This is a genomic window from Planktothrix sp. PLAVEN19ND (assembly GCF_057220675.1).
On sequence record NZ_CM170132.1, the window covers coordinates 2,572,133 to 2,588,427 of the forward strand.

26 protein-coding genes are annotated in these 16,295 nt (G+C 46.1%); 2 read left to right on the forward strand and 24 right to left on the reverse strand.

Annotation, left to right across the window (positions count from 1 at the left end; genetic code table 11):
* Nucleotides 1-16: 16 nt before the first annotated feature.
* The 24 genes from rpsK to rplC form a co-directional block, all read right to left on the reverse strand.
* A complete protein-coding gene (gene rpsK / locus AC2D3N_RS11140; protein ID WP_026786884.1) occupies nt 17-409 on the reverse strand; it encodes a 30S ribosomal protein S11 in 393 nt (130 codons plus the stop codon).
* A gap of 92 nt (nt 410-501) precedes the next feature.
* Nucleotides 502-882 (reverse strand): 30S ribosomal protein S13, encoded by a 381-nt coding sequence (gene rpsM, locus AC2D3N_RS11145; protein ID WP_079677660.1) that lies wholly within the window; start codon nt 880-882, stop codon nt 502-504.
* A 314-nt stretch (nt 883-1,196) separates the two neighbouring features.
* Complete coding sequence (rpmJ, locus tag AC2D3N_RS11150) at nt 1,197-1,310, reverse strand: 50S ribosomal protein L36 (protein WP_071782548.1); 114 nt, start codon at nt 1,308-1,310, stop codon at nt 1,197-1,199.
* A 103-nt stretch (nt 1,311-1,413) separates the two neighbouring features.
* Nucleotides 1,414-1,638 carry a translation initiation factor IF-1 gene (gene infA, locus AC2D3N_RS11155; protein WP_008191178.1) on the reverse strand — a complete coding sequence of 75 codons (225 nt, stop codon included), beginning with the start codon at nt 1,636-1,638 and terminating at the stop codon, nt 1,414-1,416.
* A 393-nt stretch (nt 1,639-2,031) separates the two neighbouring features.
* Nucleotides 2,032-2,604 carry an adenylate kinase gene (locus AC2D3N_RS11160; protein ID WP_079677662.1) on the reverse strand — a complete coding sequence of 191 codons (573 nt, stop codon included), beginning with the start codon at nt 2,602-2,604 and terminating at the stop codon, nt 2,032-2,034.
* Nucleotides 2,601-3,908, reverse strand: a complete 1,308-nt coding sequence (secY, locus tag AC2D3N_RS11165) for a preprotein translocase subunit SecY (protein ID WP_079677663.1) — start codon at nt 3,906-3,908, stop codon at nt 2,601-2,603. Before secY ends, AC2D3N_RS11160 begins: the two co-directional genes overlap by 4 nt.
* Nucleotides 3,909-3,997: 89 nt before the next feature.
* On the reverse strand, nt 3,998-4,468 hold the full coding sequence (gene rplO / locus AC2D3N_RS11170; RefSeq protein WP_079677664.1) for a 50S ribosomal protein L15: 471 nt from the start codon (nt 4,466-4,468) through the stop codon (nt 3,998-4,000).
* A 39-nt stretch (nt 4,469-4,507) separates the two neighbouring features.
* Nucleotides 4,508-5,050: a 30S ribosomal protein S5 gene (rpsE, locus tag AC2D3N_RS11175; protein ID WP_079677665.1), complete on the reverse strand. Its 543-nt coding sequence runs from the start codon at nt 5,048-5,050 to the stop codon at nt 4,508-4,510.
* A 156-nt stretch (nt 5,051-5,206) separates the two neighbouring features.
* Entirely contained in the window at nt 5,207-5,569 is a 363-nt protein-coding gene (rplR, locus tag AC2D3N_RS11180; protein WP_484693631.1) for a 50S ribosomal protein L18, read from the reverse strand.
* A 3-nt stretch (nt 5,570-5,572) separates the two neighbouring features.
* Entirely contained in the window at nt 5,573-6,121 is a 549-nt protein-coding gene (gene rplF / locus AC2D3N_RS11185; RefSeq protein WP_079677667.1) for a 50S ribosomal protein L6, read from the reverse strand.
* Nucleotides 6,122-6,265: 144 nt separating this feature from the next.
* A complete protein-coding gene (rpsH, locus tag AC2D3N_RS11190) occupies nt 6,266-6,667 on the reverse strand; it encodes a 30S ribosomal protein S8 (RefSeq protein ID WP_079677668.1) in 402 nt (133 codons plus the stop codon).
* A gap of 18 nt (nt 6,668-6,685) precedes the next feature.
* Nucleotides 6,686-7,237 (reverse strand): 50S ribosomal protein L5, encoded by a 552-nt coding sequence (gene rplE / locus AC2D3N_RS11195; protein ID WP_079677669.1) that lies wholly within the window; start codon nt 7,235-7,237, stop codon nt 6,686-6,688.
* 92 nt (nt 7,238-7,329) lie between these two features.
* The gene (gene rplX, locus AC2D3N_RS11200) at nt 7,330-7,683 is read right to left on the reverse strand and encodes a 50S ribosomal protein L24 (protein ID WP_079677670.1); all 354 of its coding nucleotides are present in this window, start codon (nt 7,681-7,683) and stop codon (nt 7,330-7,332) included.
* The gene (gene rplN, locus AC2D3N_RS11205) at nt 7,683-8,051 is read right to left on the reverse strand and encodes a 50S ribosomal protein L14 (RefSeq protein WP_026786895.1); all 369 of its coding nucleotides are present in this window, start codon (nt 8,049-8,051) and stop codon (nt 7,683-7,685) included. Before rplN ends, rplX begins: the two co-directional genes overlap by 1 nt.
* A 38-nt stretch (nt 8,052-8,089) precedes the next feature.
* The gene (rpsQ, locus tag AC2D3N_RS11210; protein ID WP_079677671.1) at nt 8,090-8,347 is read right to left on the reverse strand and encodes a 30S ribosomal protein S17; all 258 of its coding nucleotides are present in this window, start codon (nt 8,345-8,347) and stop codon (nt 8,090-8,092) included.
* Nucleotides 8,348-8,465: 118 nt separating this feature from the next.
* Nucleotides 8,466-8,693 (reverse strand): 50S ribosomal protein L29, encoded by a 228-nt coding sequence (rpmC, locus tag AC2D3N_RS11215; RefSeq protein WP_079677672.1) that lies wholly within the window; start codon nt 8,691-8,693, stop codon nt 8,466-8,468.
* A gap of 58 nt (nt 8,694-8,751) precedes the next feature.
* Entirely contained in the window at nt 8,752-9,177 is a 426-nt protein-coding gene (rplP, locus tag AC2D3N_RS11220) for a 50S ribosomal protein L16 (protein ID WP_026786898.1), read from the reverse strand.
* A gap of 75 nt (nt 9,178-9,252) precedes the next feature.
* On the reverse strand, nt 9,253-9,981 hold the full coding sequence (gene rpsC / locus AC2D3N_RS11225; RefSeq protein WP_079677673.1) for a 30S ribosomal protein S3: 729 nt from the start codon (nt 9,979-9,981) through the stop codon (nt 9,253-9,255).
* Between the two features lie 65 nt (nt 9,982-10,046).
* Nucleotides 10,047-10,403, reverse strand: coding sequence for a 50S ribosomal protein L22 (gene rplV / locus AC2D3N_RS11230; protein ID WP_026786900.1), 357 nt, complete (start codon nt 10,401-10,403; stop codon nt 10,047-10,049).
* Between the two features lie 135 nt (nt 10,404-10,538).
* On the reverse strand, nt 10,539-10,817 hold the full coding sequence (gene rpsS / locus AC2D3N_RS11235) for a 30S ribosomal protein S19 (protein ID WP_026786901.1): 279 nt from the start codon (nt 10,815-10,817) through the stop codon (nt 10,539-10,541).
* 80 nt (nt 10,818-10,897) lie between these two features.
* Entirely contained in the window at nt 10,898-11,761 is an 864-nt protein-coding gene (gene rplB / locus AC2D3N_RS11240; protein ID WP_278973572.1) for a 50S ribosomal protein L2, read from the reverse strand.
* Nucleotides 11,762-11,882: 121 nt separating this feature from the next.
* The gene (locus tag AC2D3N_RS11245) at nt 11,883-12,188 is read right to left on the reverse strand and encodes a 50S ribosomal protein L23 (protein ID WP_026786903.1); all 306 of its coding nucleotides are present in this window, start codon (nt 12,186-12,188) and stop codon (nt 11,883-11,885) included.
* On the reverse strand, nt 12,178-12,816 hold the full coding sequence (gene rplD / locus AC2D3N_RS11250; protein WP_079677675.1) for a 50S ribosomal protein L4: 639 nt from the start codon (nt 12,814-12,816) through the stop codon (nt 12,178-12,180). The genes AC2D3N_RS11245 and rplD overlap by 11 nt, the downstream gene beginning before the upstream one ends.
* Before the next feature lie 14 nt (nt 12,817-12,830).
* The gene (rplC, locus tag AC2D3N_RS11255) at nt 12,831-13,520 is read right to left on the reverse strand and encodes a 50S ribosomal protein L3 (RefSeq protein WP_079677676.1); all 690 of its coding nucleotides are present in this window, start codon (nt 13,518-13,520) and stop codon (nt 12,831-12,833) included.
* 616 nt (nt 13,521-14,136) lie between these two features.
* Between rplC and ndhN the strand changes: the two genes are divergently transcribed.
* Nucleotides 14,137-14,613, forward strand: a complete 477-nt coding sequence (gene ndhN / locus AC2D3N_RS11260; protein ID WP_079677677.1) for an NAD(P)H-quinone oxidoreductase subunit N — start codon at nt 14,137-14,139, stop codon at nt 14,611-14,613.
* A 298-nt stretch (nt 14,614-14,911) separates the two neighbouring features.
* Complete coding sequence (gene ldpA / locus AC2D3N_RS11265; RefSeq protein ID WP_484693632.1) at nt 14,912-16,177, forward strand: circadian clock protein LdpA; 1,266 nt, start codon at nt 14,912-14,914, stop codon at nt 16,175-16,177.
* Nucleotides 16,178-16,295: the final 118 nt, after the last annotated feature.

The window sequence follows — 16,295 nt, forward strand, 5'->3', positions numbered from 1 at the left end:
CTATCAAAAGCTTTAATTAAACGCGACGTCGTTTGGGAGGACGGCAACCATTATGGGGAATTGGAGTAATGTCTCGAATCAAGGTGATTTCTAAACCAGCCCCTTGCAAGGCTCGAATCGCAGTTTCTCTACCTGCACCTGGCCCGCTGACCATCACTTCAACCTGACGCATTCCTTGATCATTAGCTCGGCGTCCGGCGTTTTCTGCGGCGGTTTGAGCAGCAAAAGGAGTTCCTTTTTTCGCCCCTTTAAACCCCGTAGACCCCGCAGAAGCCCAGGAAATGACTTCCCCATTCGGATCGGTAATCGTTACAATCGTATTGTTGAAGGTGGATTGAATGTAGGCCAACCCATTCGGGACATTACGTTTTTGCTTTTTAGGCCCTGTTTTTTTCGTTTGTCGCGCCATAGTAATCTCGTTTACGATTTTCTTTGCGGTGAGTTGAGGAGATCTGCTTGGGTTTAACCAGCAGTTCTTGTAAGTTGAAACGCCTGGCTTAATTATTTCTTAGCTGCCGCTTTTTTCTTACCAGCAACGGTACGGCGAACACCCCGACGGGTTCTAGCGTTCGTCCGGGTGCGTTGACCCCGCACAGGTAAACCTAAACGATGGCGACGACCCCGATAGGTGCCGATATCCATGAGGCGCTTAATGTTCATCGCCTCCACCCGTCGCAGATCTCCCTCTACCTGATACAGTTGGATGGCTGCCCGTAGGGCTGCCACATCAGCATCATTTAGATCTTTAATCCGGGTATCAGGATTAACACCCGAGTCTTTAAGAATTTGTTGAGACCGCGAAAGTCCAATTCCATAAATGTAAGTCAGACCAATTTCAACACGCTTATCTCGTGGAAGGTCTACTCCGGCTATCCGTGCCACAATGAACGTCTCCCTTTAAAATGTAACTAACGACAATGCCTAAATCATGCAGTAAAATGATAGGCAATTAATGGATTCCCAATTTGCTGAATGGCCCGAGGCTACGCACGCAGGTTGAAGCTACTGTACTGATTTCAACTGCACATTCTTTCCTTTGATCTGGGAAGGAATGGGATTGTAGCTACTTTTGAGACTTAACAAGGGTTGAAGCTTGTTCAGGTAAGGGCTTGAATCACAGAATTTTAATTGGTAAGCGTCTGTTTTTCTAGTTTCAGCAAGACTCATAATCCGTCCCTAGTGGACGACCTAGGGTGTTAACCTTGGCGCTGCTTATGCTTGGGATTAGAACAAATCACCATTACCCGTCCGCGACGGCGGATAACACGACACTTTTCACAAATTTTGCGGACTGATGCTCGAACTTTCATGCCAATTAGAGCGACGCTACAACAAATTTATTATTATATCACTGAAAGCTGATTTTTATCTAGTCTAACCCTTAACCTTTGGGATAAGGGGTAAGATTTCCATCTATTTTTTGCGTAGACGATAGGTGATTCTCCCTTTAGTCAAGTCATAGGGGGTTAATTCCACTTTGACTCGATCTCCAGGTAATATCTTAATGTAATTCCTGCGGATTTTTCCCGAGATGTGGGCCAAGACATTAAATCCATTATCTAGGTCTACGCGAAACATAGCATTGGGAAGGGATTCAGTGACTGTCCCTTCCATTTCAATCAGATCCTGTTTAGCCAAGTTGTTTTTACCTCAATTCAACAATCCATCCCGTCGATCAACAAATGACCGAGATTTGCTCATCTGATGACATTCAGAAATCCGTATTGCAGATTTAGATGAATTACACAGATTTCACGGATTAGATTTTTTTAATCCGCGTCATCTGCGTAATCCGTTTAATCCGCGATCCGTATTTCTTAACATATTTTATCAAAAATCGGAGCGTAATCTCTGTTTTTTGTCAATCTCTTAGCTTTAATTTTCATTAAAACCCAAGGTAAAACCATAGGTGAGGGGCGGACAATTGACTGTATTTGCAGTAATAACTTCAGCCCAATCACTTTCAACTTAGCACTTGTAGCTTTGTTGATTCCTAAAAGGGGTTGCAACTTGACCGACCCAGAATTTTTACTAAGCAGAAACAACCTGTTTCAACTCTTGAGTAATCTCATCCATGGAACGGTTGCCATTGATAGATTGGAGTTGATTGCGATCAAGATAGTAATTAATTAAGGGAGCCGTTTGTTCCCGATACACTTGTAAACGGTGACGAATAACTTCCTCGTGGTCATCCTTCCGTCCTCTGGCTAACAATCGTTCTACCAGAATCTGATCAGGAACATCCAGGTTAATCACCTTCAGATCTCCGATGCTGTTTTTAGCTTCCCTGTCAACCTTCAGAATAAGGGCTGCGACAAAATCAGCCTGAGAAATATTCCTCGGAAACCCATCCAAAATCCAACCGTTCTGAGCATCGGACTCCTCAAGACGATGTTCCACCATATCCAAAATCAATTGATCGGGGACTAATTCACCTTGAGCCATATAGTCCTTAGCTTTTTGACCCAGATCAGTTTCTTCACCGACATGGGTGCGTAAAATTTCACCCGTCGAGATGTGAGGAACCCCAAAACTCGCAGCTATAATGGCTGCTTGAGTCCCTTTGCCTGCCCCTGGGGGCCCGAGAAAAATCAAACGCACTATCGTTTCACCATCCCTTCATATCGTTGAGAAATCACATAGGTTTGCACCTGTTTCGCCGTATCAATGGCTACACCCACCAAAATCAGCAGAGATGTGGCACCAAAGCCCCGAAAAGTGGGAACCCGTGTGGCGCCCTCAACGATCGTGGGGATAATGGCAACCAAACCTAAAAAGATAGCTCCCAAAAACGTCAATCGATTTAAAACTCGCTCAATATACTCACTGGTGGTGCGACCCGGACGAATCCCCGGAACACTCGCCCCCATCTTCTTCAGGTTCTGTGCCATATCTACAGGATTCATAATTAATGAAGCGTAGAAATAGCTAAAGAACACAATCAGTACCAAATAGAAAGCTGCATACAGCCAGGGAGTCGATCCACTAGGAGTTAGGGCCGTTGCTATTTGAATCAGAACTGGATTGTTAGTAAATTGAGACAGAGAAGCGGGCAAAACTAAAACCGCCGAGGCAAAAATAATTGGCATCACACCCCCTTGATTTAATCGCAGAGGCAAATAGCTGGTTTTTTCTCGGTATAATTTTCTGCCAACTTGCCGACGGGCGGAAACAATCGGAATTCGACGAGTTCCCTCCTGAACAAAAACAATCCCAACGATCATCGCCAGGAAAACAATCAACAGAAGAATCACCCGACCGACAATTGCTTGATCTCCACTTTGGGCTAATTCTAGGGTCTGACCCAAAGAAGTGGGTAAAACCGCTACGATACCCAGAAAAATCAGTAAAGAAGCACCGTTACCAATCCCGCGTTCAGTAATTAGTTCCGAGAGCCACATCACAAACATTGATCCGGCGACAAGTGCCAGAACCACTTGAACTTGGAATAGGGGGCCAGGGTTATTGGCAAAGGGATTAATCCAAATCGAGATCCCCACGCTTTGTAACACTGCCCACCCTAAAGCCACATAGCGAGTAATTTGGGAAATCTTCCGGCGTCCGGCTTCTCCCTCATTTTTTTGTAGGTCTTCCAGACTGGGTAAAGCCGCCGTCATCAACTGCATGATGATGGAGGCATTAATATAGGGCAAAATCCCCAGGGCAAAAATTCCCAGAGCCGAAAGGCCACCTCCAGAAAATAAATCGAGGAATCCAATCACCGGGTTATTTTGAATTGCCGCTCGGAAACTGGCCGTATCAATACCGGGAATCGGTAGAAACACGCCCACACGCACCAGGAGCAGTAAGCCAATGGTGACTAGAATTCGACCTCTTAGACCAGCAGCTTGAGCCATCTGCAAGAAAGTTTCCTGTGCAGTTGGCGCTTTGTCTCGACTAACGACCATGAAGGACTACCTCAATCAGTTATCAGTAATCAGTTATCAGTCATCAGTTAAGAGTTAAGAGTTAAGAGTTAATAGCCAACAACTATTAACTATTCCACCGATAACTGTTTACTGTTGACTAATAACTGACAAGTCCCGCCTGCGGCTTCAATTTTGGTACGAGCACCTTGAGTAAATGCAGCCGCTTCTATGCTAAGGGCGACATTGAGTTCCCCATGCCCTAAAATTTTTAGAGGGCCACGACTTGCGGTTAGGAGTCCCGCTTCTAGTAGGTAAGCTAGAGTAACCTCTGTATTGGCAGACAGGGATGACAATTCACCTACATTAATCGTAGTGTAATGTTTCCGATTAACTTGAGGAAATCCCTTAAGTTTGGGAAGGCGTCGATACAGAGGGTTTTGACCGCCTTCAAAACCAGGGCGGGTGCTGTGACCGGAACGGGAATTTTGCCCCCGCATCCCTTTACCACAGCTTGCACCTTGACCAGCAGAGATCCCACGACCTAGGCGACGTCCGCGTTTGCGAGAGCCTGGTTTGGGTATAGCATCGTTGAGTCTCATGATTGCTTATACTTGAACAGTTTCAGATGGACAACGGAATTAAGCATAAAGATGCTCAATGGGAACTCCCCGCTCTTTAGCTACATCCGCGAGGGTGCGTAATGATTGCAAAGCGTCAATGGTGGCTCTGGCGTTATTCAGAGGATTACTAGAACCGAGTTGTTTAGCCAAGATATTCCGAACGCCAGCGAGTTCTAAAACGGTACGGACGGCTCCACCGGCAATTACCCCCGTCCCAGGAGAGGCTGGACGCATCATCACTTGAGCACCTCCCCCTGCCCCGTTGATCGGATGGGGAATAGAGTTGGATTTGGTTAAAGGAACCTCGATCACGTTTTTGCGGCCATCGGCAACGCCTTTTTTAACGGCTCCAATCACATCGGCGGCTTTACCCACACCTACGCCAACTTGACCCTTTTCATTCCCGACGATGACTACAGCCCGAAAGCTGAGTTTTTTACCGCCCTTCACCACCTTAGTGACACGACGGATTTGTACAACCCGTTCTTGCCACTCGACTTCTTTTTCTTTGGTGCGGCTACCTTTTTTGTTGTTGCGCCGCTGTTGCTGCTGCTCTGCCATAGTTTGAATATCCTGAACAACGTTGATTTCAGTAGGGGCAAGGTCTCCTAGCCCGATCAGTCATCAGTAATCAGTAATCATTTAGGTTGTTGTCGTCATTCATGGTTGATTAACAATAACTTCTATTTTATTTGATTGACTGTTTACTGTTTACTATTAGAAGTCTAATCCAGCTTCTCGGGCTGCATCAGCTAGAGCTTTAACGCGACCGTGATATATATATCCACCCCGATCAAATACCACCTTCTTAATGCCTTTAGCCACAGCCCGTTCAGCAATTAATTGCCCGATTTTGACAGAAGCATCACAGGTTGCCCCGGATGAATCTGCAGATTTAAAATCAGGTTCTACGGTAGAGGCTGCGACTAAGGTGTGATGTTTTGTATCATCAATCACCTGCACATAAATGTGATGGTTGGAGCGAAACACTGCTAATCTAGGCCGTTCAGAGGTTCCAAAGACCTTGACCCGAACTCTCCGATGACGACGATCCCGGGATTCTTGACGAGTTAGTTTCATAGTTTATTTTTTCCCACCCTTACCAGTTTTACCAGCTTTACGTCTGACCACTTCGCCTTGATAACGAATGCCTTTGCCTTTATAGGGTTCAGGGGGACGCACGGCACGAACCTTGGCGGCCATATTGCCGACAATTTCCTTGTCAATCCCGCTAATAATCACATTAGTGTTATTTTCAACAGCAACGCGAATACCTTCCGGGGGAATCATTTCCACGGGTTTGCTATAACCGACGTTTAACACCAGGTTTGTACCTTGCACCGCTGCCCGATAACCGACCCCTTGGATTTCTAAACGGCGTTCAAAGCCATTAGAAACCCCTTCAACCATATTAGATACCAGGGTTCGACAGAGGCCATGGCGTTGACGAGCCGTGCGAGACTCGGAGGCTCGTTTGACGTTAACGATTCCTCCGTCCTGTTCGACCACAACTTCAGGGGGAAGCACACGGGAGAGTTCACCCTTGGGGCCTTTAACTATAACCTGTTGACCATTAATGGTTAGGGTGACGGCGGGGGGTACAGAAATTGGACGTTTACCAATCCTAGACATAGTTATTTATTTCAATTCTCGAATAGAAAAGGGTTGGATTAGTTCTAATCGCGCTCGTTTGACTGTTCACCGAGACACCGAGACAAAATATATGGCTTTGAAACCAGTAAACCCGAAGTCTGACAAGCGAGATACGCGAACTTTTTACCAGATGTAGCAAAGCACTTCACCACCAACACCTTGGCGTCGGGCTTCTCGGTCAGTCATGACCCCACAAGACGTAGAAATAATTGCTACACCGATGCCACCTAAGACGCGAGGGAGTTCTTTGCGGTTGCGATACACTCGCAAACCCGGTCGGCTGACTCGCTGTAATTTCTGGATGGTTGGAGCTTTGGTTTTGGAGTTGTACTTGAGGGAGACCACCAAGTATTTTTTAATGCCTTCGCCTGTTTCCTCAAAGTCTGCAATAAAGCCCTCTTGTTTGAGAACTTGGGCTATACTACGAGTCATTCTTGTAGAAGGAATTTGTGTAGTTTGATGCCGCGCCATGCAAGAATTGCGAATGCGCGTCAACATATCCGCAATGGTATCGTTTGCCGCCATAGTTTCCTCGTTACTTTACTACACACCGCTTTCCCGAAAAGGCATTCCCATTTCTTTGAGCAAGGCTCGCCCTTCTTCATCGGTTTTTGCCGTGGTGACAATTGAAATATCTAAGCCTCGAATTTGATCAATACTGTCATAGCTGATTTCAGGAAAGATCAGTTGTTCTCGGACACCCAAACTGTAGTTACCCCGACCATCAAAACTTTTTCCACTCACACCCCGAAAGTCACGAATCCGAGGCAGGGATAAATTTATCAGTCGGTCTAAGAAGGCATACATCCGTTCTGCACGCAGGGTCACCATCACACCAACGGGCATTCCTTTGCGAACTTTGAATCCAGCAATGGCTTTTGTGGCTCTGGTGACCACGGGTTTTTGTCCGGTAATCACCGCCAACTCATTCAGGGAGGACTCTAACGCTTTAGCATTTTGAGAGGCTTCACCTAAACCCCGGTTGATTGTGACTTTAACAATCTTAGGAACCTGATGGATGTTCTCATATTGGAACTGCTCCATCATTTTTGGGACGATTTTGTCCAAGTAGACAGTCTTGAGTTTAGCTACCATAGTGAGTTGCTCTTTATAAATCCTGGGCTTTGTCAGGATGGTTGACAATTGAGGGTCGACCGTTAACGTTTAACAGTTAGCGGACAATGGGTTTAATCGATAATTTCACCCGTTTTTTTCAGCATTCTCACCTTACGTCCGTCTTCGGTAAAGGTGTAACACACCCGACTGGCAACGTTTTCTTTGGTGGAATACAGCATCACATTAGAACTGTGAACTGGGGCTTCAAAAGTCGTAATCTGACCGGATTCTCCCTCTTGACGAGGTTTAACGTGCTTGGTTCTCACGTTAACATCCTTAACAACGACTTTACTGGCTTTGGGAAGAACCCGAATAATCTCTCCGACTTTTCCTTTATCGCTACCCGTAATCACCTGCACGGTATCGCCTTTTTTTACGTGCATTTTATAGCGTGCGGGCTGATTAGATGTGGTTTTTTTGGACATTACAGAACCTCCGGTGCAAGGGAAACAATTTTCGTGAAATTCTTATCCCGTAGTTCCCGAGCTACAGGGCCGAATACACGAGTGCCTCTGGGATTACCGTCTGCGTTGATAATCACAGCCGCATTGTCATCAAACCGAATGCTCATGCCACTATCTCGACGTAAACTATGACGAGTACGGACGATTACAGCCCGAACTACATCGGATCTTTTCACCGCCATATTGGGAATAGCATCTTTGACCACCGCAATGATCACATCGCCGATTCCGCCATAGCGACAGTTACCCCCTTTTAAAACGCGAATACACATTAGTTTCCGCGCACCGCTATTGTCAGCAACATTGAGAATTGTTTGGACTTGAATCATGATCTCCCGTTTTTCTTTCTCAAGTAATACCCAAATCCCTACAGATTGGTTTTGTCATTACCGCCTAGAATTTCGACCACATTCCAGCGCTTTGTTTTGCTTAAAGGGCGAGTTTCAGAAATACGAACTCTATCCCCTTCTTGACATTGGTTGTTTTCGTCGTGGGCTTTATATCGTTTCGTTTTGACAACAATTTTGCCGTATTTAGGATGGGGAGAACGGTTTTCTACCGTTACAACCACCGTTTTATCCATTTTGTTACTCACGACCAAGCCAACTTTTTCTTTTACTGCCATAGTGCAAATCTCTCCAAAATCAGTTATCAGTCACCAGTCATCAATCATCAGTTATCAGTTTTTGGTTTTTGGTTTTTAGTTATCAGTTCTGTTCCCAGAGTTGATAACGATTAACTTTTCACTGATCACTAATTACTGATAACTGATTACTGATTTGGCGTTCCCGTTCCACCGTTTTTAATTGGGCTAAACGATGGCGCGTATGCTTGAACTCGTGGGGTTTTTCTAAACGCCCGGTTGCTTTGAGTAATCGCAGGTTAGCCAATTGTTTTTTGATGTCTAAGATTTGCTCAGACAGTTCTTCATCATTTAACTGTCTTGCTTCTTCGATTTTAGGAAAAGACATAACAGAGTCGGTGTGTGATTGACAGTTAGCCGTTAACGGTTAATGGTTAACAGCACCTTTATTGAGCTTCTTCGTCCACGGGGCGGGCAATAAATTTGGTTTTGATCGGTAATTTAAATGCCGCTAACCGCATTGCTTCTCGGGCAATTTCTTCGGTAACTCCGGCAATTTCAAATAATACGCGACCGGGTTTAACCACAGCCACCCAATACTCAGGAGCACCTTTACCAGAACCCATCCGGGTTTCTGCGGCTCTCATGGTCACGGGTTTATCAGGGAAAATCCGAATCCAAATCTTTCCACCCCGACGAATATAGCGAGTCATGGCTCGACGGGCTGCTTCGATTTGGCGAGAGGTAATCCAACAGGGTTCTAAAGCTTGCAGTGCGAAATCACCGAAATTTAGATCATTACCGCGGGTCGCTTGACCTCTCATGCGGCCACGCTGTTGTTTGCGGAATTTTGTTCTTCTTGGACTTAACATGATCGAATCCGATAATCAGTAATAACGTATCCGCATTATCAGTTATCAGTAAATAGATAACAGACAACAATCCTTTTATCCTTCGTTAGAACGGTCGTCATATTTTTGACGACGAGGTTGCCGATTCCGACGGGGTTGATTGGTCGGAGAATTCGCTAATTCCTCTTGTCCTGGGATAATTTCGCCCTTAAAGACCCAAACTTTAACGCCGAGAATGCCGTAAATAGTCAACGCTGTGCAGTAAGCGTAGTCAATATCAGCCCGTAGGGTATGTAAAGGTACTCTCCCTTCGCGAGTCCATTCAGTTCGAGCGATTTCTGCTCCGTTCAACCGACCGCTGACTTGAATTTTGATTCCTTCAATTCCGGCTTTCTGTGCCCGGGTAATGGCTTGACGCACGACTCGACGGAAGGAAACCCGTTTTTCCAGTTGTTGGGCGATATACTCGGCAATTAAGGTAGCATCCGCATCAACCTTGGCAACTTCCACCACGTTGATCCGAATTTGGCGATTATTGCCGAGTTTTTTCTGGAGACCCAGACGCAGGGTTTCAATTCCTGCTCCCCCACGACCCACCACCACACCCGGTCTGGCGGTATGAATTTCTAAGTCAACTTGATCGGCTTTGCGTTCAATTCGGATTTTAGAAATTCCGGCATTACTCAATTCCTTGCGAACATACTCCCGAATCGTATGGTCTTCCTGTAACAGTTCAGGATACTGTTTGGAATCCGCAAACCAACGAGATCGATGTTCTTGGGTAATTCCTAACCGGAACCCAATAGGATTAATTTTTTGTCCCATGTTTCAATTCTTTTTTAGAAAAGAGTTAGAATGTCCCACTCGCACTTGCTGCTGATTGCAATTCCCTACTCCGTGGCTGGAGCGACGGCAACCACAATATGACAAGTCGGCTTTCTAATTTGGTAGGCACGACCCTGGGCGCGAGGTCTAAACCGTTTAATGGTTGGCCCTTGATCCGCGTAAGCCTGGGAAATCACTAAACTGGCTGGATCTAAACCAGAATTGTGTTCTGCGTTGGCAACCGCAGAGCGTAAAACTTTGAGAATTGGCTCACAAGACCGATAAGGCATGAATTCCAAAATAATCAAAGCTTCCCGGTAGGATCGTCCTCGAATCTGATCCAAGACTCGTCTGACTTTATGAGGTGACATCCGAATGTAACGAGCGATCGCCTTCACCTCGGCGCTAGTATCTATAGCCATAGTTCACGTATCCGCATTATCAGTTATCAGTTATCAGTTCATCGGACGTGCTTCATAGCCAGCGATGCCCGTGGGCTATTAGCGCGTCTTCATCAGTTATCAGTGAATAAAATATTTACTGTTTACTGTTTACTGTTAACGGCGGGCTTTTTTGTCACTTTTAGCGTGACCTCGGAAGGTACGAGTTGGAGCGAATTCTCCCAATTTGTGACCCACCATTTGTTCCGTCAGAAACACAGGAACGTGTTGTCTGCCGTTGTGGACGGCGATCGTATGACCCACCATTTGAGGAATAATCGTTGATGCTCTTGACCAGGTTTTAATTACCTGTTTTTCTCCTTTAGCATTGAGTTTTTCAACTTTGCTCAGAAGATGATCAGCCACAAAGGGGCCTTTTTTAAGTGAACGAGACATAGTTAATTTATTAACCGTTAAGGTGTCAAGGTGTTGCAGTGTTGACTGTTGACCGAATGAACCGTCAACGGCCAACCCGATTAAGTTTGCCGTCCACCTTTACCCCGTTTCGAGGACTTCCGACGACGACGAACAATCAAAGCGGTACTGCGTTTTTTCTTGTTCCGAGTCTTCGCGCCTAGGGCGGGTTTACCCCAAGGAGTAACGGGGCCAGAACGACCGATAGGAGCGCGTCCTTCACCACCACCATGGGGGTGATCCACCGGGTTCATGACACTACCGCGAACTTCAGGACGACGACCTTTCCAACGCTTACGACCTGCTTTCCCGATACTGATGTTCCGAGCATCAATATTACCCACCTGTCCAATGGTGGCGTAGGATTTAGCTGGGATTTTGCGTTGTTCGCCTGAAGGTAATTTCAGGGTCACATAGTCCCCTTCTTTCGCCAGGACTTGGGCTGTAGTACCTGCGGCTCGAACGATTTGTCCCCCTTTACCGGGAATCAATTCGACGTTATGCACGTCTGTCCCTAACGGAATTTTCGATAAGGGCAGGGCATTCCCGATCTCGATCGGAGCTTCTGGGCCAGAAACAATCATGGTTCCGACTTTGAGTCCTAACGGATGCAGGATGTAACGCTTTTCGCCATCGGTGTAATACACCAGGGCAATCCGGGCATTCCGGTTGGGATCGTACTCAATCTCAGCGACTTTAGCGAGGATTTCGTGCTTATCGCGACGAAAATCAACGATTCGATACAGCTTTTTGTGTCCGCCACCCCGATGACGGCAGGTAATCACGCCCCGGTTGTTTCTTCCCTTATCCCGGTGTTTGGAAGTGGTTAAAGAACGTTCCGGTTCAGAACGGGTAATTTCTGCAAAATCAGAAACAGTATGTTGGCGAGTACCGGGAGTATAGGGTCGGTATGAACGAATTCCCATTATCTAATCCTTACTAATCAGTAATCAGTTATCAGTTATCAGTTATCAGTCAAGAAAAAATGCAAGATTTAATGTTTAATTCTTACAATATTTACTGTTTACTGATGACCAACAACTGACTCTACACCCCAGGGAACAATACTTTCCGCAGAGGCTCCCCATCCTCTAGGGTAATAATTGCCCGTTTGTAACCTGTTTTAAAGCCCACAAATTTACCGACCCGACGACGTTTACGAGGCGGAATATGGGTATTAACGGCTTTGACTTTCACGGGGAATAACAGTTCAATGGCTTGTTTGATCATCGGCTTAGTTGCGTGCCGATCAACATCAAAGGTGAACTGATTGATTTCCATTAACCTCGTGGCTTTTTCGGTCACAATCGGACGCTTCACCAAATCAATCAGATCGCCGGGATCATGTTGCATCTCCGTAAACCTCCTGAATTTTGGCTAGGGCAGCAGCGGTTGTTACAATTCTGTCAGCAGCTAGGACGTCATAAACGTTTAAGCTATCGGACAAGCACATTCTCAATCTGGGAATGTTACGACCGGACAGATAAATATTCGGTTGTTTCTCTGACAGTACCAAGAGGACTTTTGAGTCGGGTTCAATGCCCCAACGGGTCATCGCCGATACTAGGTCTTTGGTTTTCGGCCGAGAAAACTGATCCGCAAAGTCTTCCACCACAATCAGATCCTCAGCCCGGCTTTGAAAGGCGGTGCGTAGGGCTAACTGTCTTTCTTTGCGATTCATCTTCTGGGAATAGTCTCTGGGTTTGGGCCCAAAGATCACCCCGCCCCCTCGCCATAGGGGAGAACGAATAGAACCGGCTCTAGCGCGACCTGTGCCTTTTTGACGCCAGGGTTTACGACCGCCCCCCCGAACTTCCGCCCGGGTTTTGGTGCAGGCTGTGCCTTGACGAGCATTGGCTAGTTGCCGGACTACGGCTCTATGAACAATATGACTGGCATTTTCGGGAGATGCGACTTTCAGATCAAGGGTCGCTTCTCCAACGCTTTCACCCTGCCAATTTCGGACTACACAATCAACCATAGTTATCTCCTTGACTACTTACCACCGACGATATTAGCGGGGGCGATGCTCAACAAACCACCGGGCTTGCCAGGAACCGCTCCTTTGACTAACAGGAGGTTACGTTCAGGATCGATACGCACAACGATTAATTTGCGTGTGGTCACTTGGCTGGCTCCATACTGTCCGGCCATGCGTTTTCCAGGATAAACACGGCCAGGAGTGGTTCCTGGGCCGATCGAACCGGGTTGACGATGGTTTTTAGAACCGTGGGCCATGGGGCCCCGTTTGAAGTTATGCCGTTTTTGATAACCGGAGAAGCCACGACCCATACTGGTTCCACTGACATCCACCAGTTGTCCCGGGGTGAAAATATCAGCTTTGAGTTGTTGGCCTAATTCAAAAGATTCGGGTTCGCTCACCCGGTATTCTTTCAGGTGACGTACACAGGTGCCGCCGGATTTGGCTAAATGTCCTTGTTCCGCATTGCTGAGATACTTATTGACCTCTTTGTCGGGAGTTTTTTTTGTATTAAGCTTGCGTTTGTTATCAGGAACTTCACCGTATCCCAGTTGGATAGCTGTGTAGCCGTCGGTTTGTTTGGTCTTAATCTGGGTCACAATGCAAGGCCCGGCTTGAATGACGGTGACAGGAATTGCTTTCCCGCTTTCCACTTCAAAGATTTGGGTCATGCCAACCTTTGTGCCGAGGATACCTACAGACACTTAAACTAGCCTCTCTTTTCTAAGTATTACAATAAAATTCGGATCGACTTTAAGGAAGAATCCGCTTGTAACAGATGAACAAGACATTTGCTAAAATGGCTTGTAGATGTTTAAACACACCAAAACCCTATCCCACCGTTTAAGGGGGATAAACCCTGGAGAGTTTAGAACAGTTTCAGGCTATTAACAAGTTCTAAGCTGTTGGCAAATTGAGGATTGCCCTCAATACTGCACTTATGTCGCCCGGACTTGAGCAGCAAGCTACTCAGTATCCTTTGCTGATATATCTCAAACCCCTTGCAGATTCCTTGGCTCGCGCCGAATTCGTTTAGAATTTAAGACTCAGTCGGTTGCTGTTTCCTTACGGATTCGGCTTAACTGCTCTACTCCTAATCACTAACTTCTTTGGGGTGAACACCGTTAACGTGATGTCCTCACAGCCTCTGAAATTTAGTATTTTAGAAGCTCACAGTATTTGACCGATTAGCGACAATTTTTAATTGTAGGGTAATTTTAACAAACTGTCAATAACCAATACGGATTCTGATCGCAATTGTGTCAAAATATCTCAAGCGAAGATTCAGCAAGATGCAGTTAAGAGGTTAATCACTAAGTTATGGCATTGATTACAACAGGAAGCAAGCTGATTAGAGATTTAGAAACATACAAGGCTTTAGGAATGTATGTTCCCCTCGAAGGTGGGTTTGAAGGACGGTATCGTCGTCGGTTACGCGCCCATGGATATACGACCTATAGCCTAACCGCCAGGGGTTTAGGAGATTTAGCGGCTTATTTAACCGGGGTGCATGGGGTTCGTCCTGCCCATTTAGGGAAAAAAAGTAGTGGGAATGAAGCGGCTGTTGGGGATGTTTATTATATCCCCCCGATTTTAAATACCCAGTTAGAGCAACTGCCACCTAAATCGAAAGGTTTAGTCCTGTGGATGATTGAAGGTCATATTTTGTCGAGTCAAGAGATTACGTTTTTGACTCAGTTACCCCAACAAGAACCCCGGGTCAAGTTAGTGGTAGAAATGGGTGGAGCGCGGGCGGTGCAGTGGACGCCGCTCAAGGATGTAAATGTTGCGGCTTGAACACTGTGATTAATTTGGGGGTTGATTTTAAGCTAAATAAGTTGGGTGAACACCCAACTTATTTTTCTAACAAAAACACCGTGATTAATCAATAAATATATTTAGGATTAAAATATTTATTAAATTTTTCTCCATCATGAACAATGGCAAAATCTTTAAGGAAATATATTGAAAACCAAAATCATCCTCAACCCAGTAGTCCCTAACCGCAATTCATCTCACACTGCCCTATCGGGTCAGACGTGAGGCTTCGGCGCGAAGATGCTAAAACGCCTATTCTTGTGTCACCATAGAAAGTGTGAACACTTATAATTCCCCTTTAACAGCTTTACAACGGGGTAACTGGTTCAAACTCATTTGCGGGGCCAGTTATCAACATTTGCCTGCCATCCGAAATTTAACCTTAGCCTACACCTTAGCTGGGGCCGACTGTATCGATGTGGCGGCTGACCCGGCGGTGATTACAGTAGCTCAGGAGGCTTTAAACCGGGCTGAATTTTTGGGTGTACAGGCTCAAAACCTGGGATTTGGCTATCGCTATCGCCCATGGTTAATGGTCAGCTTGAATGATGGTGAAGACCCGCATTTTCGGAAGGCACAGTTTGAGGCTACCGCTTGTCCTGAAAGTTGTTGGCGACCTTGTGAAACGGTTTGTCCTACGGGAGCGATCGCATTTTCCCCCCTAAAATCCGGTGTCATCGATGAACTGTGTTATGGCTGCGGACGCTGTATTTCCATCTGTCCAGTGGATTTGATTGATGCTCGGTCTTATGTTTTTCGCCCAGATGAAATTGCACCCCTGGTATTACAAGCCGGGATAGATGCCTTAGAAATTCATACTCAAGTGGGACGGGAAAAAGATTTTCAACGACTCTGGAATAGTATCCAACCCTATTTAGAAAAACTCAAACTGGTAGCAATTAGCTGCCCTGATGGGGAGGGGGTCGTGAACTATCTGAAAACCTTATCTGAAATGATCCTACCCCTGAATTGTCCCTTAATCTGGCAAACCGATGGCCGACCCATGAGTGGCGATATTGGGGCGGGGACAACCTGGGCGAGTGTGAAGTTGTGCCAAAAAATTTTGGCGGCGAATTTACCGGGATATGTACAGCTTGCGGGTGGCACAAACGATTATACTGTAGCCAAGCTCAAATCCCTTGGGCTTTTACCGTCAACAGTTATCGATGATCCTGTGCTTAACTCCGTTTTTCCAAATCCTGATCAACAAACTCAGACCATCGGTGGAAAACAGTTACGGTCAGTTAATTCTGGTCATCAGGTGGCGGGTGTTGCCTATGGTAGCTATGCCCGTGTCCTGTTGTCACCCCTTTTAGAACAGTTAGAATCCCGATCCACGACCGAACCTCAAAGGGGTACTTTTCATCGGCAGGACACCCAAACCCAAAGACTTCAGCCTTTAAGTCAGGACAAGCCATTTCCCCCAGTAGAGATGCAACATTCTGTGTCTGTACTGGAAGCTCACCCTGAGTTGCTGTGGCAAGCGGTTGGTAAAGCCTCAACCCTTGTCTCCCAAATTAAATCAGTTATCAGTGATCAGTGATCAGTTATCAGTGAATACGATCACAAGTTTTGCTGATAAAAAGACTCATATATAACCACCAAAATATGACTGATTCATCACTGATAACTGATAACTGTTTACTGATAACTGATAAGAG